Consider the following 24981-nt stretch of genomic DNA (forward strand, 5'->3'; position numbering starts at 1 on the left):
CTCGCTGGAGCGGAAGGAAGATCCCCGATGACCCAGGACACCGTGCAGGAATCCCATGCGCCCCTCGAGCCCCGAAGGCCCGACGACACGTCGCGAGGCCGCTCGGTGGCCGCCGTGCTGTGCCTCGTGCTCGCCGCGGTGCTCACCACGCCCGCGGCGATCGCCTACTGGGGCCAGCGCACGCTGAACGACGCCGAACGGTACGTCGAGACCGTGGGCCCGCTCGTCCAGTCGCCCGAGGTCCAGGAGGTGCTCGCCACCCGGGTGACGACCGCGATCACCGATCAGGTCGACGTCGAGAGCCTGCTCGAACAGGCCTTCGCGGGCCTCGCAGACGAGGCACCGCGGCTCGAGCTCCTGGCAGCGCCCCTCTCCGCCGCTGTCAACGGGGCCATCGAGCGACAGGTCCGCGCGTTCCTGGCGTCCGACGCGTTCGAGGACATCTGGATGCGCCTGAACATCCGCGCGCAGCAGGCGTTCCAGCGGATCCTCGAGGGTCGCGACGGGGGAGCGGTGTCGTTGCAGGGTGACGACGTCGTCCTGGACGTCTCCGAGGTGATCGACGAGGTCAAGGCGCGGCTCGTCGACCGGGGCATCACCTTCGTCGAGAACGCGCCGATCCCCGAGACCGACCGGCAGATCGTGCTGATGGAGGCACCTCGCGTGCAGCAGCTGCGGACGATCTACGCCTTCAGCGATCCGGTGGCGCGCTGGGCGCTGCCGGTCGTCGGTGCCCTGTACCTCGGCGCCATCGTCCTCGCCCGGCGCCGGCCGCGCATGACCGTCGCCGTCGGTGTCGCCATCGCGGTGAACGCGTTCGTGCTGGCGATCGCGCTCGCCATCGGCAAGCAGCTGTTCGCCGACGCACTCGCGGAGACCTCGTTCGGGCCGGCGAGCACCGCGTTCTACGAGACCCTGTCCGCCTACCTCGAGCAGGGGCGCCAGGTCGTCCTGCTGCTCGGCCTGACCCTGGTGGTCGCCGGCTGGTTCGCCGGGACGACCCGCTCCGGGATCGCCGTGCGTCGAGCGGTCGGTGGTGGCCTGGAGCATGCCGGGGCAACGGCGCTGGGGGAGCGCCTGGGTCTCGGCTGGCGGTGGGTCACGGACAACGTCGCGTGGCTCCGGGTCGTGGCCGTCGGCCTCGCCGTGGTCGTGCTCGCCTGGGGCAACGACATCTCACCGGAGCGGTGGTGGTGGTCCCTCGCGCTGGCCCTCGTGCTGCTGGCCGTGCTGCAGGTGCTGGCGGGTGCCGGGCGCGTGGTCAGGCCGCAGGATCCGGCCGCTCGTCCCGGGCCGACAGTCCCCGCTTAGCAGCCGAGGCGAAGATCCTCACGACGGCGCCGAGGACGACGAGGTCGAGGATCATCTGCACGGTGACCGCGATGCGCATCGCCTCGGAGTGCGCCACGATGTCGCCGAAGCCGACCGTGACGAAGGTCGAGACGGTGAAGTAGAGGGCATCGGTGCGGTCGAGCTGCTGGCTGAACGCGTCCGGGTCGCCCAGCGACGCCGAGAGGTACCCGCGGGCGAACATCAGCAGGAAGACCGGGATCGCCAGCGATAGGGCCTCCACGGCACGGATCACCGGAAAATCGGATCGCACGATGATGGGCACCTGGATTGCCACGACCGCGGCGAAGATGCCCAGCGAGGCCAGGAACCAGGGCAGGTCGGTACCGTCCTCGCGCGCCGGCAGCAGGTAGTAGGCCGTGACGAGCACCGTCACGGCCACGACGACCCGCACGGTGGCTCGCCGGACGAGGGCCCAGGCCTCGCGTCGCGCGGGGTCAGGCCGTGGTCGGATCATGGCTCACATCTGAGCGAGGATCCGTGCCTTCTGTGCGGCGAACTCCTCGTCCGTCAGCGTGCCGGCCTCGTGGAGACGGCCCAGGTCGCTCAGCAGGGCGATCGGGTCGTTCGCGGCGGGGGCGGGAGCGGCTTGCGGGGGCGGGGGAGGGGCGGCCTCGTAGGCGGGCTGCGCCTCCGCCGCCCAGCGTGACGCCTGCCGGCGTGACACGCGGTTCGAGACGGCGGTGGCCGTCCCGGCGATGGCCGCCGTTCGGGCGACGCCCCTGATGAGTCCTGGCATGGTCCTGCTCCGTTCGAATGGGTGGGTCGGTGGTGTCAGCTGGCGGCTTCGGCAGCGTCCAGCGCCTCGGCGATGTCGTCCAGCGGGATGAACCCCGCGGCGACCAGTTCGGCGCCACTGCGCCGCAGGGCACTCACGAAGGACGCGGCCCAGCGGTTCTCGTAGAGCAGGACCGCCGCGGCGCTGCCCGGGGTGAGGACGTTGCCCGCCTCGCGGAGGTCGTCCTCGCCCAGCAGGTCCGAGGAGGCTCCCTCGAAGATGGCCAGGTCGAGCTCGCCGTCACCGTCGAGGTCGGCGATCGCCAAGGCGTTGATCGTGCCGTCCTCCGCCTTCATCACGAAGGCCAGGTCCAGGACCCGGATGGTCCCGCGTTCGGTGAGCGCGACCAGCTCGCGCAGGCCCTCGCCGGTCATCTTCGCGCCGGGATACTCCACGACCAGGTAGCCGACCGGTCCCCATTCGACCTCGTCCATGACGATGCCGCCTTCCCTTGTGACTGAAGGACGCGCGGTGGTGCGCGTCCCGATCACGGTAGGAGCCGCGCCCCCACCCGGGCCTCATCCTGCGGGGACGAACCGGGACCCGCACGCGGCGCCGGCCCCATCACGAACTCATCTGGTCGTGACGATGAGGAGCAGTGGTGCGACGGGCCAGACTGCATCCAGGAGAGCACCGGTCTGGAGGTCGGCTCATGACGAAGGAACGCCCGCACAGGCAGGTGTTCGAGGTCCGGATCGAGGGCAGCGTTCCCGACGACGTCCTGCTCGAGCTGACGGACATCCAGGTCGTCACCCGCGAGCTGCGCACCTCGGTGCGCGCCAGCATCCGCGACCAGGCCGAGCTGCACGGCTTCCTCGCGCTCCTGCGCACGTACGGGCTGGAGGTCGTCGAGGTGCGGCGGATCGTCGTCCCCGAGCAGGGCTCCGGCGAGGACCAGACGGAGGGGGAACAGTCATGACCGACCGCGAGGCGCCTGTCATGGAGTTCGAGCTGACGATCGACGGAGGACTGGGTCCCGTCCTGCAGAACGCGCTCGGGCCCGAGTGCGAGACACGCACCCGCACGTACACGACGCTCCTCGCGGAATCGACCACCGACCTCGGGACCCTGATGGCAGCGCTGCACGAGCACGGTCTGCGGATCGAGTCCGTCTTCGTCGTGGGGCCGCCCGCCGCTACTCTCTGAGCATGACTGGAGACCCGGCAGCGTCCGGGGCGGGGGTCAGCCGCAGCACGATCATCGAGGCCGCACGTGCGGGGTCCTACCGGGTCGTCGGAGTAACCGCCCCGGCCGGCTACGGCAAGTCCGTCCTCCTGTCCCAGTGGGCCGCAGCCGAGCGCCGCGTCGTCGCGACCGTGAGGCTCGACCGCTCCGACGATGACGTGGAGCAGCTGCTGGGCGTCCTGGCGACCGCGTTCTTCGACGCGGTGCGCACGCCCGAGTCGTCCCGGACCACCACCGCTCCCGGCGCCTGGGTCGTCGGGGCTCACCGGCTCGCCGCGGCGATGAGCGCCTGTCGCCGACCCTTCGTGCTGTTCATCGACGACGTCCACGTGCTGCGGTCGCCCTCGTGCCAGGAGGTGCTGCGCATGGTGGTCGCGGCGGTGCCCTCGGGGTCGCAGGTCGTCACGGCGAGCCGTCACTCGCAGCCCCACCTGTCGCGGCTGCGGGCCGGCGGAGGCGCCGCGGAGCTCACCAGCGACCAGCTGGCGTTCGGCCCTCGGGAGGCGCGCGCGCTCTGCTCGCACGCGGGCGTCGAGCTCGACCGGGAGGAGGCCGAGCGTCTCGTCGTCGCCACCGAGGGGTGGCCGGCGGGCATCGCCCTCGCCGCGCACGGGGGACTGCCTTCTCCCTCGGCCGTCCGAGGCGACCACCGGGCCATCGCGGACTACTTCGAGGTCGAGGTCCTGGCCCCGCTGACTCCGGCGCTCCGCGAGTTCCTGCAACGGTCCGCGATCCTCGACCGCCTGGGCGGGGGCGTCTGCGATGCCGTTCTCGGGCGCCGGGACTCGGCCGCACGACTGCGCGAGGTCGAGTCCGCCGTCCTGTTCGTCACGCCCGTCGGTCCGGGCCGGAGCTGGTACCGCCATCACCGGCTCTTCCAGCAGTTCCTCGTCGCCGAGCTGCAGCGCGAGGACACCGAGGTCGTCAGGGACCTGCACGGTCGCGCGGCCGACTGGTTCGAGCGGTCCGGAGCCCCGGAGGTCGCCGTCGAGCACCTGCTGGCCACCGACGACCACGACCGCACCGCCGAGCTCGTGGCCGGGATCGCACCCGCCGCGCTGGAGGCGGGTGAGATCGCCACCGTCCAGCACTGGCTCACCGCGCTCGGGGACGAACGGATCGCCGCTCATCCGCGTCTCGCCGCCGTCCAGGGCTGGGTCGCGACCCTCACAGGACGTCCTGCCGCCGCCGAACGGTGGCTGGCCCACCTCGACGGGCAGACCCTCCAGGCAGAACGGGCCCCGGAGGTCGCGATCCTGCGCTCGGCGATGTGCCCCGACGGCCCGGACCGCGCCCTGAAGGATGCCCGACTCGCCGTGCAGGGCTTCGAACGATGGAGTGGCCGGCGCACGGTGGCGCTCGCGCTGTGCGGCGAGGCCCACCTGCTGCTCGGCGAGTCCGACGAGGCCGTGGAGTGCCTGGAGCGGGCAGCGCTCGAAGCGCAGGAGGAAGGCCGCCACGACGTGGTGATGGGGACGCGGGCGACCCTCGCTTGGATCGCGATGGACCGCGGCGCCTGGGACGAGGGCGCCGACGACGTGCGCGGCTGTCTCGCGGCACTCGCGGCGATGCGGTCGGCGCTGCATCCCTGGGCCCTGCTCGCCCACGCTGCGTCAGCGCGGGGGCACCTGCGCCGCGGCGACTCGGCGTCCGCGCTCCGGGACCTCGCGTCGGCGGTCGCCGCGCGAGGGGTGAGCACCTACGCCCGGCCGTTCCCGGCGGTGAAGGGCCGCCTGGAGGCCGCGAAGCTGCTCTGGGCCACGGGGGACCACGCGGGCGCTCGCGCCTTGGTGCGCGAGCTCCACGACATCTTCCGGGAGCGCCCCGACCTGGGTGTCCTGCGTGCCGAGTTCGACGGGTTCATCGAGATGATGCAGGGCGGACCCGAGCCGGGTCGCGACACCGTCACCGCCCCGTTGACACCGGCGGAGCTGCGCGTCCTGCCGTACCTCCAGACGCACCTGACCATCGCCCAGATCGGTGAGCGGCTGTTCGTGTCCCGCAACACGGCGAACTCCGAGATCGCCTCGATCTATCGCAAGCTCGGGGTCTCGAGTCGTGGCGACGCGGTCGCGAGGGCGACCGTGCTCGGCCTGCTCAGCCAGTGACGCACCTCATCAAACCCAGGCATCACACGGGCTTCATACGATTCGTGTGATCTGACGCCGAACCGCGGTCACTAGCGTGCTTGCAGGGGAGGCGAAAGCTATGGTGTCACGTCCTTCGAACGACCCGTCCGATCAAGATCCGCCTCGGTACCCTTCCTCCTACGGGGGCTGGCCCGGGATCCCCGAACGCCCGCGCCAGTTCGTCTCCCGGCCACGACTGCTCGACCGGTTCGACAGCGATCCGGCTGCCCCGCTGACCCTCGTCAGTGCGCCCGCGGGGACGGGCAAGACCGGCCTGGTTGCCGACTGGGCCTCGACCCGCGCGCCCGGACGGCTGGAATGGATCACCTTCGATCCAGGTGACGTGCTGTGGCCGTCGTTCATCGAGGCCCTCGAGCGGCTGGGAATCGTGTCTCCTCCGTCATCACCGCCCTCCGGCGACGCGGGCCTGGATCCACACCTGCGTCGCGACCTGGCCCTCGCGATCGCCTCCGCGTCCGATCCGGTCACCCTCGTGGTCGACGGCTACGAGGTGAGCTCGTCGAGCGTCGCCACCGACCTCGACTTCCTGCTGCGACACTCCGGGCATCGTCTGCGTCTGGTGCTGCTGACCCGGTCCGATCCCGTCCTGCCGCTGTACCGGTACCGGCTGGAAGAGTCGATGACCGAGATCAGGATGGCCGATCTCGCCCTGGACGACACTGAGGCCGCCGGGCTCCTGGGCCAGATGGGCGTGACCCTCACGAGCGAGTCGGTGCACGAGCTCAACGCGCGGACGCGCGGCTGGGTCACCGGCATGCGCTTCGCGGGAAGGCTGCTGCTCGACCACGACGACCCGGACGCCGACATCGGCCAGGTGATGGGGGAGAGCGGCAGCATCGCGGAGTACCTCATGGGCGAGGTCCTGGCCGATCTGTCGTCCCGTGACCTGGACCTGCTGATGGCGCTGAGCGTGCCCGACGTCATCGAGCCGGGGCTGGCTCACACCCTGGCCGGCGACGGCGCCGACCGGGCACTGTCGTCGCTCGCGCACGTGAACGTCTTCCTCGAACCCGTGCCCGACCATCCCGAGCACTACCGCTTCCACCCGTTCCTGCGAGACCTGCTGCGGGCCGAGCTGGGCTACCGGTTGCCGGAGACCTGGACGCTCCTCCAGGGCAGGGCCGCGCGGTGGTACGCCGCGCGGGGGACGCTCGCGACGGCGGCTCGCCACCACGCGTCGATCGAGGCGTGGGAGGACGTCGCCCGACTCGTGGCCGACCACGATGCCTGGGCGGAGCTGCTCCTGGCCGACCCGACCCACCCGCTCGTCCAGGTCATGCTCGCCGTGCCGGCCGACGTCGAGGCACCCGCGGCCGTCCTGGTCCGTGCGACGCTCGCGCTGGCCGAGCGGGACGAGGAGCGGTTCGACGCCGAGATGCTCCGGTTCGCCGTCGAGGGCGGACCGCGTCTGGAACCCGACCTGGAGCGAGCACGCGCACTGCTGCTCGCCCTCCGCGGTCGTGAGATCGCCGACCCGGCCCAGGCACGCGTCCTGGCCGACACCGCGGAGGAGGCGAAGCGGGACCACACGCGTCGCGACTCGGCGCTCGTGCCGCTCGCGCTCGCGACCAAGGGCATCGCCCAGGTCCGTCAGGGGCTCACGGCGGACGCGCGGTTCAGTCTTCGCGCGGGCGCCGTGGCCGCCGATCGCAGTGGCTCGGCGCCGCTGATGGTCGAGTGCCTCGGGCTGCTGGCGCTCGTGTCGTGCTGCGAGGGAGATCTGGGCCCTGCCTCGTCCGCTGCGGCGCACGCGGTCCGTGCGGCCCGCGAGGCCGGCCTCGCCGTCGAGGACCGGTCCGCGGCAGCGGAGATCGCGTTGGCCTGGGTGGCCGTCGAACAGTTCGAGCTGCGCGCCGCCACCGATCACCTCCAGGCAGCCGAGTCCTCGCGCTCCGTCCTGTCCGATCCTGCCTCGCGCACGCTCCTCGAGCTCGTGAGGTCGAGGCTCCGCGCCGCTCAGGGCGATCGAGGTGCCGCCGTCAGTGGCGTCACTGCCGCCCTCGACGGACTCCCGGACGGCGATCGCTGGCTCGCCGCACGCCTGCGTGTCGAGGTCGCCGGGTGGCTCGTCGCGCGGGGCGACGTGCAGGCCGCACAGGACGCGATGGAAGGGCTGGACGACCCCTCGGTCGCCGCTGCCCTTGCGCTCCTGCGGGCGCAGGTGGACCTCGCCGCGGGCCACGACGTGTGCGCGGCGGTCGCGATGGCGGAGGCCCGCGACCCCGCGGGCCCCGTGGCCGTTCGCGTCGCCGCGTCACTCGCTGAGTGCGCGCGGCTGCTGCGCGGCGGAGCCGGGGTGCAAGCGCAGCGAGCGGTGACGGAGGCGCTGGTGCTCGCGCGCCCGATCACCCTCCGGCGGCCCTTCCACGAGGCTCCGGCGCCGGTGCGGCAGCTGGTGCTCCAGGACCGCCAGCTCGCGGCGTCGCACGCCTGGCTGTTCGAGCGGTCCGGCGCGCCGATGAACCGTCCAGCGACCCGACGGCCGTCGGAACCGGTCGAGCGGACCGCGCCGGTGGAACAGCTGACCGAGAAGGAGACGGAGGTCCTGGGCCACCTCGCCGCGCTCCTCACGACGGAGGAGATCGCCGCGGAGATGTACATCTCGGTGAACACCGTGCGGACCCACGTCCGGAACATCCCGCGCAAGCTCGGGGTCTCCCGCCGCAACGCCGCGGTCCGCATCGCGCGGGAGCTCGAACTGCTCCCGCGCTGACTGCCACCCATCCCCGCGGGGTCACCAGATCACTGCCGCGCGAGCACGATGCGCAGCATCTCCTCGGGGGCGAGGTGATGATCCGCGTCCTGGGCGTCCTCGCCGACCGCGATCTCCACCCAGTGCACCTCGCCGCTGAAGTGGTTCGGAACGGGATAGTCGTCGGCCACGAGTGCTCCGTCCTCGCGTCCGACGTCGCACGTGTCGTCCGCGGAGAAGATCATCGCGGCCGTGGCGTCGACCCTGCCCTCGCCGACCTCCTCCCCGTTCACGTACAGGCGAACCGTGCCGCCCTTGCCCAGGCCCGGACCCTCGTAGTCGAATTCCATCCGCACCTGGTGACGCCCGGCGGACAGCCTCGTCTCGCTGCCGACGTAGAAGCGATGGATGCCGAACAGGTTGTAGCAGTACCGCAGGCAGCCGTCCTTCACGTACAGGGTCCAGCCGCCGATGCTGCCACCCTGGGCGATGATCACGCCGTGGGCGTCGTCCTCCACCGTGACCTCGGCCGTGACGGCGTGGGACGCGTTCTTGATGCTGACCACCGAGTGCTCGGAGAGACGTCCCATCCCGGCGTAGAGCCGCTGACGGTTGCCGCGGACGAGCTGGGGCCGGCCGCTCACCTCGGGCGACAGGCGCTCGGCCGCTCGATCGTCCAGCGGCAGCACCTGGTGGCGCACCGCCTCGATCAGGAAGAGTCGTTGCAGCTCGTGCAGCTTCTCGGGGTGCGTCTGTGCCAAATCCTCGCTCTGGGTCCAGTCGGTGTTCGTGTCGTAGAGCTCCCAGACGTCGTCGTCGAAGGCGGGCACGTCCTCGCCGATCAGCAGCCACGGTGTCTTGTGCCGCGTGACGGCGGTCCACCCGCGGTGGTACACCCCGCGGTTGCCGAACATCTCGAAGTACTGGGTCTCGTGCCGGTCCGCGGCGGTCCCGTCGTCGAACGAGTACCGCATGGACACGCCCTCCATCGGCGTCTGCTGCACGCCGTGGACGAAGGTGGGCTCGGCCAGCCCGGCCGCCTCGAGGATGGTCGGGGCGACGTCGATGACGTGGGCGAACTGGGAGCGCACCGCTCCGGCGGCCGTGAACCCGCGCGGCCAGTGCACGATTGCTCCGTTGCGCGTGCCGCCGAAGTGCGAGGCGACTTGCTTGGTCCACTGGTACGGCGTGTCCATCGCGTGGGCCCACCCCACCGAGTAGTGGCTGTAGGAGTCGGGTCCACCGAAGTCCGCCAGCTTCGACATGAGGAACTCCGGTGTCTCCAGCGCGGCCGCACCGTTGAAGTTGATCATCTCGTTGTAGGTGCCGTTCATGGTTCCCTCGGCCGAGGCGCCGTTGTCGCCGATGATGTAGTAGATGAGCGTGTCCTCGAACACCCCGAGGTCCTCGAGCGCGTCCAGGAGCCGGCCGACGTGGTGGTCGGTGAACTCGAGGAAGGCGGCGTAGACCTCCATCTGGCGGCGCAGCACCGGCTTGAGCTCGTCGGGCATCTCGTCCCACGCGGGAATCTCGGCCGGGCGGGGCGTGAGCTGCGCGTCGGCGGGGATGACGCCGATCTGCTTCTGCTGCGCGAAGATCTCCTCGCGCAGGACGTCCCAGCCCGCGTCGAAGCGCCCGGCGTACTTGTCGATCCACTCGGCAGGCACGTGATGAGGAGCATGCGTGGCGCCCGGGGCGAAGTAGGCGAAGAACGGCTTGTCGGGCATGAGCGACTTCTGGCGCCGCATCCACCCGATCGCCTTGTCGGTCATGTCGCCCATGAGGTGGTAGCCGTCCTCAGGAGTGCGGTCGGGCTCCACGGGGGTCGTGCCTTCGTAGAGGGCCGGGTAGAACTGGTGGGCCTCGCCGCCGATGAACCCGTAGAAGTACTCGAAGCCGCTTCCCGTGGGCCAGTTGTCGAACGGGCCGAGCGGGCTCGTCTCCCAGACCGGGACCTCGTGGCACTTCCCGAACTGGGCCGTGGAGTATCCGTTGAGCTTGAGGATCTCCGCCAGGGGCGCACAGGTGTTGGGACGCCGCGAGTCGTAGCCCGGCGCCGACGTGGCGATCTCGGTGATGCCGCCCATCCCGACGGTGTGATGGTTGCGGCCGCTGAGGAGGGCGGCCCTCGTCGGTGAGCACAGGGCCGTCGTGTGGAACCGGTTGTACTTCAGCCCGGCCGAGGCGAGGCGTTCGGCATGGGGCGTCGCGATGACGCCCCCGAAGGCACTCGAGGCACCGAACCCGACGTCGTCGAGCAGCACGACCAGCACGTTCGGCGCGGTGCTGGGCGGGCGGATGGGCCTGATGGGCTCATGGCGCGTGTCCGGGTCCTTGGCGTCGTAGGTGACCAGCCCGACGGGTGCCCGATCCGGGACCGGGAGCACATCGCGTCGCATGGCGTCCTCGTTCGGTTGCATGGGCAGACCCGTTCCGTCGGGGACCACCCGCGTGCGGCGGTCGATGACTGCCATCGTGTCCCCGCAGGACCCGGGTCTCGTCATCCACTTGGGATGATTCGGCGCTCCCGTCGGGCGTCCGAGGATGGCGCACATGACCCACGAAGGCCTCGCGCCCTGCTGCGTCCCGGGACTTCCGGGGGCGTCCTCGACGCGCCGCGACGTCGAGCTGCTCCCACCCATCGTGGGCCGTCGGGGCATGCGACAGGTCAGGGTCCCTGGCGGCGTGACGTCGATGGGCGACCCGTTCGGCGACGGGGATCCGAACGACGGGGAGACGCCCGTCCACCCGGTGCGGCTGCACGACTTCTCGCTGGACGCCACCACCGTGACCAACGACGCCTTCGCGGAGTTCGTCGACGCCACCGGCCATGTCACCGACGCCGAGGACCTGGGGCTGTCGGCGGTGTTCGAGGCGGCGTTCGCGGGCGATGCGCGCGACGTGCTGGGGCGCGCGGCCCACACACCGTGGTGGCTGGTCGTGGAGGGAGCCACCTGGCGTGCACCGGAGGGTCCCGGCTCCGACCTCTCCGACCGTGGCGACCACCCCGTCGTCCAGGTCTCGTGGAACGACGCGCGGGCCTATGCCGCGTGGGCCGGGAAGCGACTGCCGAGCGAGGCCGAGTGGGAGTACGCCGCGCGCGGTGGGACCGAGGGCCGGCGGTACCCGTGGGGGGACGACCTGAACCCGGACGGCGCGTGGAGGTGCAACATCTGGCAGGGCGTCTTCCCGTCGATCAACCACGGTGACGACGGCCACCTGGCCACGGCGCCGGCAGCGGCCTTCGAGCCGAACGGATACGGACTACACCAGATGGTGGGCAACGTCTGGGAGTGGTGTGCCGACTGGTTCGACGCGCACTACTACGAGGAGTCGCCCCCGACCTCGCCGACGGGACCCGTGTCCGGGACGACCCGGGTCATGCGCGGGGGATCCTTCCTGTGCCACGACTCCTACTGCAATCGCTACCGCGTGGCCGCACGCTCGCGCAACACCCCGGACTCGGCGTCCGGCAACCTGGGCTTCCGCTGTGCCAGCCGCGCCGAGGGGTCCGAGTCGCCCTAGAGTCGAGCCGTGAGCCTCTCACTGCCTCCAGTCGGTTTCGGAACGTACAAGCTCAACGGCCTGAGTGGCGTGGACGCGGTCGTCTCCGCGCTGCACACGGGCTACCGCCTGCTGGACTCGGCGATGAACTACGAGAACGAGGGCGCCGTCGGCACCGCCGTCCGCAGCTCCGGCGTCGACCGTGACGAGGTCGTCGTCACCTCGAAGCTGCCCGGTCGGCACCACGCGTACGACCTCGCGGTGACGTCCATCGAGGAGAGCGTCCTGCGCACGGGCCTGGACCACCTCGACCTCCACCTCATCCACTGGCCGAACCCGTCGCGCGACCTCTACGTCGAGGCGTGGCAGGCGCTGGTCGACGCGCAGCAGCGCGGTCTCGTGTTCCACATCGGAGTCTGCAACTTCCTGCCCGAGCACCTCGACCGGCTCGAGCGGGAGACGGGGGTCCTCCCCGCGGTGAACCAGATCGAGCTGCACCCCTACTTCCCGCAGGTCGACGCCCTGGCGCACCACCGGGAGCGAGGGATCGTCACCCAGGCGTGGAGCCCCCTCGGCCGCAAGAGCGACCTGCTCGAGAACCCGGTGGTCGTCGACGTCGCCCGTCAGCACGGGATCACCCCGGCGGAGGCCGTGCTCGCCTGGCACGCCGCCGTGGGCACGGTTCCGTTGCCGAAGGCCTCGTCGGTCGAGCGGCAGCGGCAGAACCTGGCCGCCGTGGAGATCGAGCTCGACCCGGCGGCAGTGGAGCGGCTGACGGCGCTGGGTCGTCCCGACGGGCGCCTGTTCGACGGGGATCCCGCCACCCGCGTCGAGGACTGAACGGTACCCACACCATGACGACGCCACGCGCCGTGATGCTGGTCGTCCTGGCCGCCGTGCTGGTGCGACTGCCGTTCCTCGCGGTCCTGCCCGGACCGGACGAGGCGGGCCTGCTCCTGGTCGGCGGTCAGTGGGGGCGTGGGGACTCGCTGTACGGCGACTTCTGGGTCGACCGGCCTCCGCTCCTGATCGCGTGGGCCGAGCTCGCGGCACGCACCGGGGGAGTCGTGGCCCTGCGCCTCGTGGGTCTGGTGGCGGTCGTCCTGACGGTGGTGGCGTGCGCAGCCGCCGCGGGCCGCCTGGCCGGCCCTCGCGCCGCGCGCTGGGCCGCAGTCACGGCGGCGATCCTCACGGTGAGCCCCTGGCTCGGCGCCGAGCGGGTCAACGGCGAGCTGCTCGCCGCCCCGTGGATCGCCGCGGGAATCTACGCAGCGGTGCGCGCCGTGCAGGAACCCGGACCGCGCTGGGCGCTCGCCACCGGAGCGGCGCTCGCGGGTGCCGTCCTCACGAAGCAGAACCACGCCGACGGCGCGGTCTTCGCACTGGTCCTGCTGGTCCTGACCGTCACGGCGGGAGGTCTCCGAGCCCGCGAGGCCGTGCGACTGGCCGCCTGGGCCCTCGCCGGTGCCGTCCTGCTGGCCGTGACTGCGGTCCTGGCCGCGTGGGCCCGTGGCACGGACCCGGTCCAGCTCTTCGACGCGCTCTTCGCGTTCCGCCTCCGAGCCGCCGACGTGATGGCCAACGAACCTCCGGGCGCCACGGGCGGCCGACCGGCCGAGATGCTGGGCCGCGCCGCACTCGGAGGTCAGCTGATCCTCGTCCTCGGCGTCCTCCTGGCGCCGCTCGCCGACCGCTTCCGGTCACCCGCAGCACTCGCCGCCGCGGCGGCCACCGCGTTCGGCTGCCTCTCGGTGCTCGCCGGTGGGAGCTGGTGGAACCACTACCTCGTCGAGCTGGCCGCACCCGTCGCCGTCGGAACCGGCCTGATCGCGGCTCGCACCAGGATCGTCGTGCCCGTCGTCCTCGGGTACTCCGCGGTGGCCGCGGTGATCGGCGCGATGGTCGTGCTGCCGGCCGTCGACACGGTGGACGGACGCGTCGGGGCCGGCCGGATGATCGCCGCGTCCGCCGAGGTCGGCGACACGGTCGTCAGCGCGTGGGGCCGCCCGGACCTCGTCCTGGCCTCGGGGCTCGACTCTCCCTATGCCCATCTGTGGAGCCTGCCGGTGCGCACCGACGACTCCGCGCTCGAGGAGTTCTCCCGCGTCGTCTCCGGCGACGACGCACCGACGTGGCTCGTGATGAACGGGTCGCTGAAGGGCTGGGGGATCACCAGCGGTGCCGCGGATCGGATCGTCGACCGGAGGTACCGCCGCCTCACCGGCGTCTGCGGACTCGACGTGTTGCTGCGCCGCGACGTCCAGCGGGTCACACCGACCGTGCCGGACGACGTTCGCTGCGAGCCGCCCACGGTGCTGCGCTGACGCGAGTCACGTGTCGAGACGTCGGTCCAGCCACGTCAGGGCGGCCAGGCACACCAGGACCAGCAGGGCGATGCCCGCACAGGCGATCGCCACGTCAGCGCCTCCCGAGGTCGCGACGTCCAGGAACGGGTACGGGTACCAGCCGGTCGTCCACCCGACCACGAGCGTCACCACCAGCCACACGACGGGCCAGGCGAAGGCCACGAGGGTCGCGTGACGATCGATGCGGCCGCGCGGCCCGAACACGACCCAGCCGACGACGGCCAGGGCCGGCACCGCCAGATGCAGCAGGCGATCGGCCACGAGGCTCGCGCCTTCGAGCTCCAGCAGCGGACGCAGCAGGAAGAAGTGCACGAGTCCCGTGACCGTGATGCCCATGACGCCGGCGAGGCGCAGCGCACGCCACCACCGACCGTCGGCCCGAGGGTCGCGCACCAGGGCGAGCACCGACACGAGGACCAGCAGGTTGCTCTGGATCGTGAAGTACGCGGCAAAGCGCGCGAGTCGGACAGGCAGGTCCGGGCGCTCGGTCTCGACCAGGACGGACGCGCCGCTGAAAACCAGTCCCAGCTGGAGGAGCAGTGCCACCAGAGCGGTCGCGGCGGTCAGTCCGTGCCAGGCGCGCGGCAGCGCGACGGATGGTGCGAATCGCGTTGCGTCCACCGGGGGTCCCTCGCTCTCGGTCTGCGGCGCCGAGGCCGAGTGGACCGTCGGTGCTCACGCTTCGGCCCTGAGTCTGGCAAAGCGCCGAGGCAGTCGTGCCTCCGGGATGAGCCCAACCGCATGACGATCCGGGACCGACCACCCATGATGTTCAGGTGACGTCCGAACCCGTGGTCCGCGCGACAGCCCTGACGAGAGTCTTCGACGACCGCGTCGCCGTCTCCGATCTCGACCTCGTCGTGGGGAGGGGTCGGGTGCTCGGTGTCCTCGGGCCGAACGGTTCGGGCAAGTCGACGACCGTGCGGATGCTGACCGGCCTGCTCCGGCCCACCTCGGGCACCGTGGAGCTCTTCGGCGAGGCCGTGACTCCCGAGTCGGCGCCGCGACTGCGTGCGCGGATCGGCGTCCAGACCGAGGCCAATCTCTACCACCGGCTGACCGTCGCGGAGAACCTGCGCACGTGGGGTGCGCTGCACGGACTCGGTCCTTCCGTCACCGAGCGGCGTCTGTCCGAGGTGCTCGAGGTCGTCGGCCTCTCCGACCGCCGTGACAGTCCCGTCGGCTCGCTCAGCAAGGGCCTGCGTCAGAAGGCCAAGATCGCGCGGGCCCTGCTGCCGGGGCCGGAGCTGATCTTCCTCGACGAGCCGACCGCGGGCCTGGACCCCGAAGCGGCCCTCGACGTGCTGGGTCACCTCGCGAAGCTCCGCGCCGACGGGGACACGACGATCGTCCTGTGCACCCACCAGCTGCACGGCTTGGAGCAGCTGTGCGACGACGTGGTCATGCTCGACCGCGGGCGCATCGTGGCGGCGGGCGAGGTCACCGAGCTCGTGGCCTCGCACTGGCCCGACCGCGAGTACGTCATCCGCGTGTCGGAGCGCGAGATCGCCGAGCGGGTCGTCGCCGGGCTCAGGGCGGAGGGAGTCGCCGTGCCCGATCCCGAGAGCACGGCGCCCTCGCTGCACGACCTCTACTTCGCGCTGCTGGCGGGGGAGGAGGCGTGAACGCCGGCCGGGTCCGCGCGCTCGTGACGAAGGACTGGATCGAGCTGCGCCGCAACCGCCAGACCCTCCTGCCCATCGTGATGCTGCCGATCGTCTTCGCGCTGGTGCTGCCCGCCACGCTGATCGCGGCCACGAGCCGCCCCGAGGCCCTGGCACGGCTCGACTTCCTCACCTCCTACCTCGACGGCCTGCCGCCCCACGTGGCCGCCGACCCGACCCGTGCGGTCGTCGAGTACTTCATGGCGCCGATCTTCCTGATGATCCCCGTCGTGATCGCGACGGTGCTGGCCACCGCGGCGTTCGTGGGGGAGAAGGAGCGCGACACGCTCGAGGGCCTGCTCTTCACGCCGCTCACCGACCGCGAGCTCGTGATCGGCAAGATCCTCGTCTCGTGGGGGCCCGCGGTGCTGGTGACCTGGCTGTCCACCGCGCTGTTCACCGTGGTCGTCTCCGCGTCCGCCCGCCCCTGGCAGCACGGCTGGTCCTTCCCGACCGGTACGTGGCTCGCGCTCGTCGGCGTGATCGCCCCGCTGGTGTCGTTCTTCGCCATCGGCTGCATCGTCCTGATCTCGCACCGCGCCTCGACGCTGCAGGGCGCCCAGGCCGTCGCCGGACTGCTCGTGCTGCCCGTGATCATCCTGATCATGTCGCAGGCGGCGGGGGCCCTGGCCTTCGACGGGCGGGTCGTCGTGGTGGTCGGCTTGCTCTCCGTGGTGGGCGATCTCGTGGTCTTCCACCTCGCCGTCCGTCGCTTCGACCGGGACCGCGTGGTCACGCGACTGTGACCCTTTCGTGGTGTGGCATTCCCCACAGGGCCCGCCGGAGGATGGCACCGAAGGCGCGGTAGGGTCGCGGTAATCTCCGGGATCGTGCCGTCGGAAATGTCCGTCGGCACGGGACGGAACATCGACGGGACCGGACCGGCCGGCGGGCTGGTCCAGGAGAGGAACAGGCAGACCGATGGTCGACGTGGACAAGGTCCTGGACGAGGCGGGGTTGAAGAACCCCCACGTCCATGAGTTCGTGAAGCACTGGGCGGGGGTCACCCAGCCCGATCGCATCGAGGTCGTCAGCGCCAGCGATGACGCGCGGCTCCTCCAGGAGGCGCTCGAGGCAGGCGAGCTCGAGCCGGCCGGTGAAGGTCTCTACTACTCGCAGAGCTACCACAAGGACACGGCACGCTCCGAGGAGCGGACGATCGTCGCCACCAGCGACCCGGCGGACCAGGGCGTCTACAACAACTGGCGTCACGCCGACGAGATCAAGCCCGTCGTCATCGGCAACATGACGGGTGCCTCGCAGGGCAAGACGATGTACGTCATCCCCTACCTGATGGCCGCGCCCGGCTCGCCGCTGGAGGCCTACGCCGCCGGCATCGAGCTGACGGACAACCGCAACGTCGTGCTCCAGATGATCCGCATGGCTCGCGTGGGCGTCGACCTGTTCGAGAACCTGAACGACCCCGAGAGCTTCGTGCGCGCCGTGCACGTCACGGGCGACCTGGAGAACCTCGGCCAGGGCACCCCCGACGACAAGCGCTACTTCGTGACCGTCGCCGACGAGCGCACGATCCTGCACTTCGGCTCGTCCTACGGCGGCAACGCGCTGCTGGGCAAGATCGCCCACGGCCTGCGCCAGGCGAACTGGGACGGCTGGGCCTCGCGCAAGTTCCTCGCCGAGCAGTACATGCTCATCGCGATCCAGGACAAGGAGACCGGCAAGAAGTACCACATCGCCGGCGGCTTCCCGAGCGCCTCGGGCAAGACGAACCTCGCCATGATGGTGGCCCCGGGCGTGCTCGGCGACCGCTACTACGTCGAGTTCTTCGGCGACGACATCGCGTGGCTGTGGGTCGGCGACGACGGCAAGCTCTACGGCATGAACCCCGAGTTCGGTGTGTTCGGCGTGGCGATCGACACCAACGCGATCACCAACCCGAACGCGCTCGCCGCGGTCCGCGAGGGCACCGGCGCCATCTTCACCAACACGGCGTACAACGTGAACACCCACGAGACCTGGTGGGAGGGCAAGTCGCCCGACTACCCCGAGGACGTCGAGGGCTGGCGCGACTGGAAGGGCCACCTCATCTCCGAGCGTCCGGCCGACGAGCAGCGCTCGAAGGCCCACGTGTGGGCCCACCCGAACTGCCGCTTCACGTCGACGATGACGAACGTCCCGAATGAGTCGCCCGACTACAACGACCCGGCGGGCGTGCCGATCGACGGCATCATCTACGGCGGCCGTACGCGCGACCGCGAGCCGCTGATCCGCGCGATCGAGGACCCGGCCGAGGGCGTCTACGACGGCCTGACGCTGGGTGCCGAGGCCACCGCCGCGGCCGAGGGCGTGGCCGGCCAGCTGCGCTACGACCCGATGTCGATGCGTCCGTTCCTGGCGCTGCCCGAGGGCCGCTACGCCCAGCACTGGCTCGACATCCTCGACCAGGTCACCGACAAGCCGCTGTTCGCCCACGTGAACTGGTTCCAGCGTGACGCCGACGGCGGCTACCTGTGGCCCGGCTACAGCGAGAACCTGCGCGCCCTGCTGTGGATGATGGACTTCCGCGAGGGCCGTGTCACCGGCACGAAGACCCCCGTCGGCGTCGTCCCCACGAAGGACGAGCTGAACCTCGAGGGCCTGGAGATCGACGACGCCACCCTCGACCAGCTCCTGTCGATCGACGTCGACCGCTGGAAGCAGGAGATCGGCCTGCGCGAGGAGCACCTCAAGCAGTTCGGCGGACTGCCCGAGCGCATCTGGGAGGCGCACCGTCGCGTCGCCCAGGACCTCGACGAGGCCTGACGCACCGAACGGAGGGGCCTCACCGCATTGCGGTGGGGCCCTTTCGTCATGCCGGTCGCGGCCGCTCGGCCCGGACCACCAGCGCGACCCCCACGACGACGATCGCGCCGCCGGTGACGATCGCGCCGGTGAGCGGCTCGGCGAGGATGAGGGCGCCGAGCAGCACCGCGACCACGGGGTTCACGTAGGCGTAGGTCGACACGAGCGAGAGCGGCGCGTTCTGCAGCAGCCACACGTACGCCGAGTAGGCGACGATCGACCCGAACACCACGAGGTACCCCAGCGCGATCCACGACGACGTCGAGGCATCGCCGAAGTCACCCAGGCGCTCTCCGCTCACCGTGCCGATCACCAGGAGCGCGATCGCGGCGGCCAGCATCTCCCACACCGTGGCGACGAACGGGTTCGCCGGCATCGGCATCCGCTGGGACATGAACGAGCCGACCGACCAGCTCAGCGAGGCACCGACGATGATCAGGATCCCGGCGGTCGTGCCGCCGGCGCCGCCACCGGGGAGCACGAGCACGGCGAGACCGACGAATCCGACCAGGACCCCGGCCCACGTGAGCAGCCGCGGGCGGGCGCCACTGGCGAAGCGGAGCAGGATCAGCCAGAGGGGAACCATCGCGACGAGCAGCGCCGCGATCCCCGAGGGCACTGTCCGCTCGCCGAGCACCACGCCGCCGTTGCCGCCGCCGAGCAGGAGGACGCCCACGATGGCCGCTCCCCGCAGCTCCCGCGGGCGGACCCGCAGCACCCGCGGACCCGACCGGAGGGCCAGGAACGTCCCCATCAGCACGGCGGCCGTCAGGAAGCGGGCTCCCGCCGAGATCAGCGGGGGCATGTCCTCGACCACGACCCGGATCCCCAGGTACGTCGATCCCCACGCGACGTAGACCACCCCGAGCGCACACCACAGGGCGGCGGGGGAGACGTCGGCTCGCTGGGTGGTGGTCGGCTGCGTTGTCATGACCGTCCTGTCCTCGTGGTCCTGACATCCATCCAACCGCGACGCTCCGACAGATCTCCAGCGCTTGAGCGCCATCACCCGCAGGGATCCGGCCAAACCTCCGCGACGGTCAGGCGGTCGGCAGCGACCAGGCGTTGCCGCCCTCGGCCTTGAGCCCCAGGGCGCGGGCGCGCTTGGCGACCCAGGCCTGCTCGGCCTTCTTCAGCGAGCCGAGCTCGAAGCGCGTGCCCCAGCCGAAGGGCGAGGTGCCGGGGATGTCGACGAGCGTGCCCTCGGGACCGCGCTGGATCTGGCCCACGATGTCGCGGTACCCGGCACGGAACTCCAGCGGCTCGTCGAACTTGCCGCGGAAGTCTGCCGCGAGGCGCTTGGCCCGCTTGGCCACGTCGCAGCGCAGCATCGTGTCGCCGGTGGCGCACAGGACGCCGCGGGGGACCTGCCCGTTGCTGTAGCCGCCCCAGCCCTTGCCGGCGCCGCTGTTGGTCAGGTACTGAACTAGCACCGGCATCGGGTCGATGAACTTGCCGTCGACCTGGATCTCGAAGTGCAGGTGCGGGCCCGTGGAGTTGCCACGGGAGCCGACCAGGGCGATCTCGTCGCCGGCGTTGACGGTCTGACCGTCCTGCACGAGCACCTTGGAGGAGTGCGCGTAGCGCTCGGCCGTGCCGTCGGGGTGCGACACCGTGACGAGCGTGCCGGCCCAGCCGATCTCCTCCAGCTTCACGACGCCGCCGCGCGAGGCGTAGATCGGGGTGCCGGCGGGTGCGGCGAGGTCCTGGCCGGTGTGGGTGGACTGCCACATGCTGCCGCCCATGCCGAAGCCGGCCGAGATCGAGTACGTGCCCTGCTTGAGCGGGAAGGTCCAGCCCTGGCGAGTGGCCGCGGTGGCCTTCGTGGCGTTGCAGATGGTGGTGGGGGAGGAGGCGGTGCCCTTCGGAGGCGTGTTGCGGCCCGTGCCCAGCGCGGGGCGGGTGATGGCGTAGGGCTTCTCCGGAACGCTCGAGACGCCCACCTGGCCGCGGGTGGCCGGAGCGTCGATCATGCGGCCGCCGCCGATGTAGACGCCCACGTGGTGGATGCCGGAGGCCTTGTTCGCCGAGAAGACCAGGTCGCCCCGGAGCATCTGCGCCTTCCGGACCTTGACCGTGCGGGCGTACAGCTGGGCCGGGGTGCCGCTGAGGTCGTAGCCGCCCTCGACCTGCAGCAGGCCGCCGCAGCTCCAGGCGCCCGAGGCGTTCCTGGCCGCGTAGTCGTCGCCGATCCGGCCGACCAGCGCGTTGATCATGCGGATGGTCTGGGCGGGCAGCACCTCGACGGTGGTGGAGCCGACCGTGGCCCTGCCGACGCCGCGCGTGGCCTTGAGGCGTCCCGCCGGCGGGGCCTTGACGCCGAGCCGGGTCAGCTGCCGGGTGTAGCGCTTCCACGCCGTGGTGGAGGCGGTGTTCCAGGACTCCTGCTCGACGCGGGTCTGGGGCAGGCCCGCGGGCGTGGACGAGGCGCCGAGGCCGAGCTGCTTCGCGATCTTGCCGACCTGCTTGAGCTGACGGGCCGCGCTGGCCTCGGCCTTCTCCGCGATCTTCGTGGCGCGGTCGGCGCGGGCCTGGAGCACCTGGGCCGCGTCGAACGCCCGCTTCGCGTCGCCGAGGTGTCCCTCCTGGGCCTCGGTGACCTGCTCGGTGCTGAAGATCCCGGTGATGAGGTCCTCGGGGTTCTCCGCCGCCGCGAGCGCCGTGAGCTTCTGGGCGAAGGGGTCGCCGCTCGGCGACATCGCGTACTCGACCACCTGCGCCACGTAGGCGCGGGCGATGGTGCGCTGCCGGTCGGCGTCGCGCTGGCGCTCGACGGCTTCCTTGCGGCGGTCCTCGGCCACGCTGAGGTTGGCCTCGTAGCGCAGGGCGAGGGTGGTCAGCTCGGTGACGGCGCTCGGCGCGATCGCGAGCGGATCGGGGACGTCCAGCGAGGGCGTGGAGCCGCTCGGGCCGGTGGTCGGGGACGGCGTGGGGTCGACGGCGTGAGCGGCGGTCGGCAGCGCCAGAGCGGCGAGCGTGACCGTCACTGTCGCGATGACCCGAGTCAGACGCACGTGTGACACCTCCACGGGTGAGTGAACCACGTGCCCCAACCTCCTGTTCACACAATCCCCATCAGTCACTCTGGTCGTGCCATCGACTCTGGTCCCGAAGGGCCAGAAACCCTCCGAACAACCGCCGGATAGGCTGAAGGAGTGCGTCTGACTTCTCTTGTGCTCCTCGTCACTGCGGTCATCCTCGGATGGTCGGTGCCTGCCCGAGCGCACACGTCCCTGATCTCCTCGGACCCCACGGACGGAGCTCGCCTGGAGGCCGTCCCCGAGCGAGTCGTGCTGACCTTCACCGAGAACCTGCGGGAGCCGTCGGAGGTGGGCGTGAGCGTCGACGGGAAGGCCGTCGATGCCGAGGTGCAGGTCGACGGTCCGCGAGTCGTCGTCACGCCGTCGAGTGAAGCACCCGATGGCGCGTACGAGGTCAATTATCGCGTCGTCTCGGTAGATGGCCACCCCATCATCGGAACCACCCGCTTCACGGTCACCGACCCCGACGCCGTCGCCAACGAGGCGCCGGCCGACGAGGGAACCCCCACGACCGTTCCCTCCGAGGAGATCTCGGCCGATCCCGCCGATCCCGCCGAGACCTCGGCCGACGCGAAGGACGACTCGGTGTGGTCCTCGCCGCTGGTGCTCGGCGCCCTCGTGGTCGTCGTGGTGCTCGCCATCGGCGGCGCCACCGTGCTCCGCCGCCGCTCGACGTCGTCCGACGATGACCGTCCCTGACCGCCCGGGTCTCCCGTTCGCCGCTGCGGTCGGCGGCCTGGGCCTGGTCGCGCTCGTCGCTGTCGTCGTCCTGAGCGGCGCCAGCCCGCAGCCCGTGCCCGTGGGCCTGCCCGACCCCGGGCCGGTCGTCGGATGGGCCATCCCGATCTCCCGCTTCCTGTCGAACCTGCTCGCCACCGCCACGGTCGGCTTCCTGCTGGTGGCCGTGGTGCTGCTGCCCTCGGGCGACCGGCTCGAGGGTCTCTCGGTGCAGGCGGTGCGGATCGCGTCGCGCACCGCGTGGGGCTGGCTCGTCGCGTCGCTGGTCTTCTACTGGGCCAACGTCGCCGATCTCTACGCCCGCCCGATGCACGACGTGGGCATCGGCCAGCTGTGGGACTTCGCCTCGGTCTTCGCCACCGGCCGCGGTCTGCTCGCGCAGGCGCTCGCAGCGCTCGTCGTGGCGCTGTGGACCTCCTGGACCTTCTCGGTGCGCCAGCTCGCCATCTGCGTGGGCGTGGCGCTGCTGGGCATCTCCGCGGTCGGGCTCACCGGGCACTCGGCCTCGTCCGGCTCGCACATGCTCGCGACCGCCAGCCTCGTGCTGCACCTGGTCGGCGTCGTGCTGTGGGTGGGCGGCCTGATCGCCCTGGGCTGGGTGGCGCTGCGCCGCAGCCGACGCCTCGAGGACGCCGTGGCCCGCTACTCGACCCTCGCCGCATGGTGCTTCGTCGTGGTCGCGGTCTCGGGCGTGGTGAGCGCCTCGGTCAACCTCGGCTCGCTCGGGGGACTGGACTCCACGTACGGGGTCCTGGTGATCCTGAAGGCCGTCGCGCTCATCGGGCTCGGGGCCATCGGCGTGGCCCAGCGGCGGCGGCTGCGCTCGCGAGGCGCGGGCTTCGCGCGCTTCGCGATCCTCGAGGTCGCCCTGATGACCGTGACGTTCGCGCTGGCGGTAGTCCTCGGCCGCACCGCCACCCCGGTGGGGGAGGACGTGCTCACCACCCCGGCCGAGCTCCTGCTGGGCCGCTCCCTGCCGCCCGAGCCGACGGTGACACGGATCCTGTTCGGCTTCTACCCCGACGGCATCGGCCTGGCCGTGGTCGGCTTCGGCACGGCGCTCTACGTCGCCGGCCTGCTGGTGATGCGCCGTCGCAACGACTCCTGGCCCGTCGGCCGCACGATCAGCTGGTTCCTCGGCCTGACCATCGTCGCGTGGGCGACGTTCGGCGGGCTGGGCCAGTACTCGAGCGTCGCCTTCAGCCTGCACATGGTGTCGCACATGATGCTGTCGATGGTGGCGCCGATCTTCCTGGTGCTCGGCGCCCCGATGACCCTCGCCCTGCGCACGCTGCCCGGCCCCCGCCGCCCCGGCGAGCACTCGCCCCGGTCGCTGCTGCGCGACGCCCTCCACTCGCGGGTCTCCCGCTTCTACACGAACCCGATCGTGGCGGCCGTGATCTTCCTGGGCACGCTCTACGCCGTCTACTACACCGGCCTGTTCGAGTCGATGATGCGCTCGCACACGGGTCACGCCTTCATGGAGCTGCACTTCCTGCTCTCGGGCTTCCTGTTCTACTACGTGATCATCGGCGTGGACCCCTCGCCGGTGAGACTCAGCCCGCTGGCCCGGTTCGGAGTGCTGATGCTCTCGGTGCCGTTCCACGCCTTCTTCTCCGTGGCGCTGATGTCCTCGAACGTCGTCATCGCCGAGTCGTACTACCAGGCGCTCGAGCGTCCCTACCTCACCGATCTGGCCCAGGACCAGTACCTCGGCGGCGGCATCGCCTGGGCGATGGGGGAGATCCCGCTCCTGCTGGTGATCGGCGCGATCTTCGTGCAGTGGTTCCGGTCGGACTCGCGCGAGGCCACCCGGTCGGACCGTGCCGCCGACCGCGACGACGACGCGGCCCTCGAGCAGTACAACGCCTACCTGGCCGGCCTGCGCGACGACGCCTCGCGTCGCTGACGCACCCCGGACACACCACTGCCCGGTCACCTCGCGGTGACCGGGCAGTCGTGTGGTTCGCCCCGACCGGGGCAGCGGGTCAGAAGAGGATCTGGCCGCCGCTGGTGGCCGCGGTGAAGCGCTCCTGGGCGTCGGCCCAGTTCGCGATGTTCCAGAACGCCTTGACGTAGTCGCCCTTGACGTTGAGGTAGTCGAGGTAGAACGCGTGCTCCCACATGTCGAGCTGGGAGATCGGGATCAGCGTCGCCGGGATGTTGGACTGCTGGTCGTAGAGCTGGACGATGACCAGCCGCTGACCCAGCGTGTCCCACGCGGTGATGGCCCAACCCGAGCCCTGGATGCCGAGGGCGACCTGCTCGAACTGCGCCCGGTAGGCGTCGAACGAGCCGAAGTTGTCCTCGATGGCAGCAGACAGCTCACCGGTCGGCTTGTCGCCACCGTCCGGCGAGAGGTTCTTCCAGAAGATGGAGTGGTTGATGTGGCCGCCGAGGTTGAACGCGAGGTTCTTCTCGAGCAGGTTGATCGTGCCGAACTCCTGGACCGAACGCGCTTCCTCGAGCTTCTCGAGGGCGGTGTTGAGGCCGTTGACGTAGTTCTGGTGGTGCTTGCTGTGGTGCAGCTCCATGATCTTGCCGGAGATGTGGGGATCGAGTGCCCCGTAGTCGTAGGGCAGATCGGGCAGGGTGTAGTCGGCCACGCGTCCTCCTGGTCGTTGTGAGTGAAGTCCTCGTTGGGTACAAGCCTCAGTCTGTCAGTTGTGTTCCCCGAGGCAAGGTCGGCCCGGATCGCGGGACCCCCGCCG

General features: G+C 71.1%; 21 protein-coding genes. 13 read left to right on the forward strand and 8 right to left on the reverse strand.

Features of this window, described 5'->3' with window-relative positions; genetic code table 11:
- The first annotated feature begins 27 nt into the window (after window positions 1-27).
- A complete protein-coding gene (locus tag ACY1JX_RS02020) occupies window positions 28-1311 on the forward strand; it encodes a hypothetical protein (RefSeq protein WP_462565043.1) in 1284 nt (427 codons plus the stop codon).
- On the opposite strand, the gene ACY1JX_RS02025 is transcribed toward ACY1JX_RS02020, so the two are convergent.
- The 3 genes from ACY1JX_RS02025 to ACY1JX_RS02035 are packed head-to-tail and all read right to left on the reverse strand — an operon-like array spanning window position 1262 to window position 2562.
- Window positions 1262-1807 carry a potassium channel family protein gene (locus tag ACY1JX_RS02025; protein ID WP_286928741.1) on the reverse strand — a complete coding sequence of 182 codons (546 nt, stop codon included), beginning with the start codon at window positions 1805-1807 and terminating at the stop codon, window positions 1262-1264. The two genes, ACY1JX_RS02020 and ACY1JX_RS02025, sit on opposite strands and share 50 nt — an antisense overlap.
- 3 nt (window positions 1808-1810) lie before the next feature.
- Window positions 1811-2089 (reverse strand): SHOCT domain-containing protein, encoded by a 279-nt coding sequence (locus tag ACY1JX_RS02030; RefSeq protein ID WP_286928743.1) that lies wholly within the window; start codon window positions 2087-2089, stop codon window positions 1811-1813.
- Between the two features lie 35 nt (window positions 2090-2124).
- Window positions 2125-2562: a DUF6325 family protein gene (locus ACY1JX_RS02035; protein WP_286928744.1), complete on the reverse strand. Its 438-nt coding sequence runs from the start codon at window positions 2560-2562 to the stop codon at window positions 2125-2127.
- 218 nt (window positions 2563-2780) lie between these two features.
- On the opposite strand from ACY1JX_RS02035, the gene ACY1JX_RS02040 reads away from it, so the two are divergent.
- The 4 genes from ACY1JX_RS02040 to ACY1JX_RS02055 all read left to right on the forward strand — a co-directional run bounded on the left by ACY1JX_RS02040 (window position 2781) and on the right by ACY1JX_RS02055 (window position 8176).
- A complete protein-coding gene (locus ACY1JX_RS02040; protein WP_286928745.1) occupies window positions 2781-3047 on the forward strand; it encodes a hypothetical protein in 267 nt (88 codons plus the stop codon).
- Window positions 3044-3274: a hypothetical protein gene (locus ACY1JX_RS02045; protein ID WP_286928746.1), complete on the forward strand. Its 231-nt coding sequence runs from the start codon at window positions 3044-3046 to the stop codon at window positions 3272-3274. The genes ACY1JX_RS02040 and ACY1JX_RS02045 overlap by 4 nt, the downstream gene beginning before the upstream one ends.
- Before the next feature lie 2 nt (window positions 3275-3276).
- Window positions 3277-5421: a LuxR C-terminal-related transcriptional regulator gene (locus ACY1JX_RS02050; RefSeq protein WP_462565044.1), complete on the forward strand. Its 2145-nt coding sequence runs from the start codon at window positions 3277-3279 to the stop codon at window positions 5419-5421.
- A 100-nt stretch (window positions 5422-5521) separates the two neighbouring features.
- Entirely contained in the window at window positions 5522-8176 is a 2655-nt protein-coding gene (locus tag ACY1JX_RS02055; RefSeq protein WP_462565045.1) for a LuxR C-terminal-related transcriptional regulator, read from the forward strand.
- A gap of 29 nt (window positions 8177-8205) precedes the next feature.
- On the opposite strand, the gene ACY1JX_RS02060 is transcribed toward ACY1JX_RS02055, so the two are convergent.
- Entirely contained in the window at window positions 8206-10629 is a 2424-nt protein-coding gene (locus tag ACY1JX_RS02060; protein ID WP_462565046.1) for a sulfatase-like hydrolase/transferase, read from the reverse strand.
- 70 nt (window positions 10630-10699) lie between these two features.
- Between ACY1JX_RS02060 and ACY1JX_RS02065 the strand changes: the two genes are divergently transcribed.
- The 3 genes from ACY1JX_RS02065 to ACY1JX_RS02075 are packed head-to-tail and all read left to right on the forward strand — an operon-like array spanning window position 10700 to window position 13983.
- Window positions 10700-11680, forward strand: a complete 981-nt coding sequence (locus ACY1JX_RS02065) for a formylglycine-generating enzyme family protein (protein ID WP_462565047.1) — start codon at window positions 10700-10702, stop codon at window positions 11678-11680.
- Window positions 11681-11689: 9 nt separating this feature from the next.
- Window positions 11690-12499 carry an aldo/keto reductase gene (locus ACY1JX_RS02070; RefSeq protein ID WP_462565048.1) on the forward strand — a complete coding sequence of 270 codons (810 nt, stop codon included), beginning with the start codon at window positions 11690-11692 and terminating at the stop codon, window positions 12497-12499.
- 14 nt (window positions 12500-12513) lie between these two features.
- Window positions 12514-13983 (forward strand): glycosyltransferase family 39 protein, encoded by a 1470-nt coding sequence (locus ACY1JX_RS02075; RefSeq protein WP_462565049.1) that lies wholly within the window; start codon window positions 12514-12516, stop codon window positions 13981-13983.
- A 6-nt stretch (window positions 13984-13989) separates the two neighbouring features.
- Here ACY1JX_RS02075 and ACY1JX_RS02080 read toward each other — a convergent pair whose 3' ends face one another.
- A complete protein-coding gene (locus ACY1JX_RS02080; protein ID WP_286928754.1) occupies window positions 13990-14646 on the reverse strand; it encodes a Pr6Pr family membrane protein in 657 nt (218 codons plus the stop codon).
- A gap of 155 nt (window positions 14647-14801) precedes the next feature.
- On the opposite strand from ACY1JX_RS02080, the gene ACY1JX_RS02085 reads away from it, so the two are divergent.
- The 3 genes from ACY1JX_RS02085 to ACY1JX_RS02095 all read left to right on the forward strand — a co-directional run bounded on the left by ACY1JX_RS02085 (window position 14802) and on the right by ACY1JX_RS02095 (window position 18452).
- Window positions 14802-15650, forward strand: coding sequence for an ABC transporter ATP-binding protein (locus ACY1JX_RS02085; protein ID WP_286928755.1), 849 nt, complete (start codon window positions 14802-14804; stop codon window positions 15648-15650).
- Complete coding sequence (locus ACY1JX_RS02090; RefSeq protein ID WP_462565050.1) at window positions 15647-16435, forward strand: ABC transporter permease subunit; 789 nt, start codon at window positions 15647-15649, stop codon at window positions 16433-16435. Before ACY1JX_RS02085 ends, ACY1JX_RS02090 begins: the two co-directional genes overlap by 4 nt.
- Window positions 16436-16610: 175 nt before the next feature.
- Window positions 16611-18452: a phosphoenolpyruvate carboxykinase (GTP) gene (locus ACY1JX_RS02095; RefSeq protein ID WP_286928758.1), complete on the forward strand. Its 1842-nt coding sequence runs from the start codon at window positions 16611-16613 to the stop codon at window positions 18450-18452.
- Between the two features lie 46 nt (window positions 18453-18498).
- Here the strand turns inward: ACY1JX_RS02095 and ACY1JX_RS02100 are convergent, their stop codons facing one another.
- Together ACY1JX_RS02100 and ACY1JX_RS02105 are read right to left on the reverse strand one after the other, a co-directional pair.
- Complete coding sequence (locus ACY1JX_RS02100; protein WP_286928759.1) at window positions 18499-19422, reverse strand: EamA family transporter; 924 nt, start codon at window positions 19420-19422, stop codon at window positions 18499-18501.
- A gap of 109 nt (window positions 19423-19531) precedes the next feature.
- Window positions 19532-21505, reverse strand: coding sequence for a peptidoglycan DD-metalloendopeptidase family protein (locus tag ACY1JX_RS02105; RefSeq protein ID WP_286928760.1), 1974 nt, complete (start codon window positions 21503-21505; stop codon window positions 19532-19534).
- A gap of 141 nt (window positions 21506-21646) precedes the next feature.
- On the opposite strand from ACY1JX_RS02105, the gene ACY1JX_RS02110 reads away from it, so the two are divergent.
- Both ACY1JX_RS02110 and ACY1JX_RS02115 read left to right on the forward strand, forming a co-directional pair.
- Window positions 21647-22231, forward strand: a complete 585-nt coding sequence (locus tag ACY1JX_RS02110; RefSeq protein WP_181755770.1) for a copper resistance protein CopC — start codon at window positions 21647-21649, stop codon at window positions 22229-22231.
- Window positions 22218-24179 (forward strand): bifunctional copper resistance protein CopD/cytochrome c oxidase assembly protein, encoded by a 1962-nt coding sequence (locus ACY1JX_RS02115; RefSeq protein WP_286928762.1) that lies wholly within the window; start codon window positions 22218-22220, stop codon window positions 24177-24179. The genes ACY1JX_RS02110 and ACY1JX_RS02115 overlap by 14 nt, the downstream gene beginning before the upstream one ends.
- 79 nt (window positions 24180-24258) lie before the next feature.
- Here ACY1JX_RS02115 and ACY1JX_RS02120 read toward each other — a convergent pair whose 3' ends face one another.
- Window positions 24259-24876 carry a superoxide dismutase gene (locus ACY1JX_RS02120; protein ID WP_181755768.1) on the reverse strand — a complete coding sequence of 206 codons (618 nt, stop codon included), beginning with the start codon at window positions 24874-24876 and terminating at the stop codon, window positions 24259-24261.
- Window positions 24877-24981 lie beyond the last annotated feature (105 nt).

This window comes from Aeromicrobium sp. JP4 (assembly GCF_054957925.1).

Coding starts and splice junctions, on each gene's coding strand:
- ACY1JX_RS02075 (WP_462565049.1), top strand. CDS start 12,514: ATGACGACGCCACGCGCCGTGATGCTGGTCGTCCTGGCCGCCGTGCTG.
- ACY1JX_RS02020 (WP_462565043.1), top strand. CDS start 28: ATGACCCAGGACACCGTGCAGGAATCCCATGCGCCCCTCGAGCCCCGA.
- ACY1JX_RS02035 (WP_286928744.1), bottom strand. CDS start 2,562: ATGGACGAGGTCGAATGGGGACCGGTCGGCTACCTGGTCGTGGAGTAT.
- ACY1JX_RS02045 (WP_286928746.1), top strand. CDS start 3,044: ATGACCGACCGCGAGGCGCCTGTCATGGAGTTCGAGCTGACGATCGAC.
- ACY1JX_RS02040 (WP_286928745.1), top strand. CDS start 2,781: ATGACGAAGGAACGCCCGCACAGGCAGGTGTTCGAGGTCCGGATCGAG.
- ACY1JX_RS02060 (WP_462565046.1), bottom strand. CDS start 10,629: ATGGCAGTCATCGACCGCCGCACGCGGGTGGTCCCCGACGGAACGGGT.
- ACY1JX_RS02055 (WP_462565045.1), top strand. CDS start 5,522: ATGGTGTCACGTCCTTCGAACGACCCGTCCGATCAAGATCCGCCTCGG.
- ACY1JX_RS02100 (WP_286928759.1), bottom strand. CDS start 19,422: ATGACAACGCAGCCGACCACCACCCAGCGAGCCGACGTCTCCCCCGCC.
- ACY1JX_RS02095 (WP_286928758.1), top strand. CDS start 16,611: ATGGTCGACGTGGACAAGGTCCTGGACGAGGCGGGGTTGAAGAACCCC.
- ACY1JX_RS02115 (WP_286928762.1), top strand. CDS start 22,218: ATGACCGTCCCTGACCGCCCGGGTCTCCCGTTCGCCGCTGCGGTCGGC.
- ACY1JX_RS02050 (WP_462565044.1), top strand. CDS start 3,277: ATGACTGGAGACCCGGCAGCGTCCGGGGCGGGGGTCAGCCGCAGCACG.
- ACY1JX_RS02065 (WP_462565047.1), top strand. CDS start 10,700: ATGGCGCACATGACCCACGAAGGCCTCGCGCCCTGCTGCGTCCCGGGA.
- ACY1JX_RS02025 (WP_286928741.1), bottom strand. CDS start 1,807: ATGATCCGACCACGGCCTGACCCCGCGCGACGCGAGGCCTGGGCCCTC.
- ACY1JX_RS02030 (WP_286928743.1), bottom strand. CDS start 2,089: ATGCCAGGACTCATCAGGGGCGTCGCCCGAACGGCGGCCATCGCCGGG.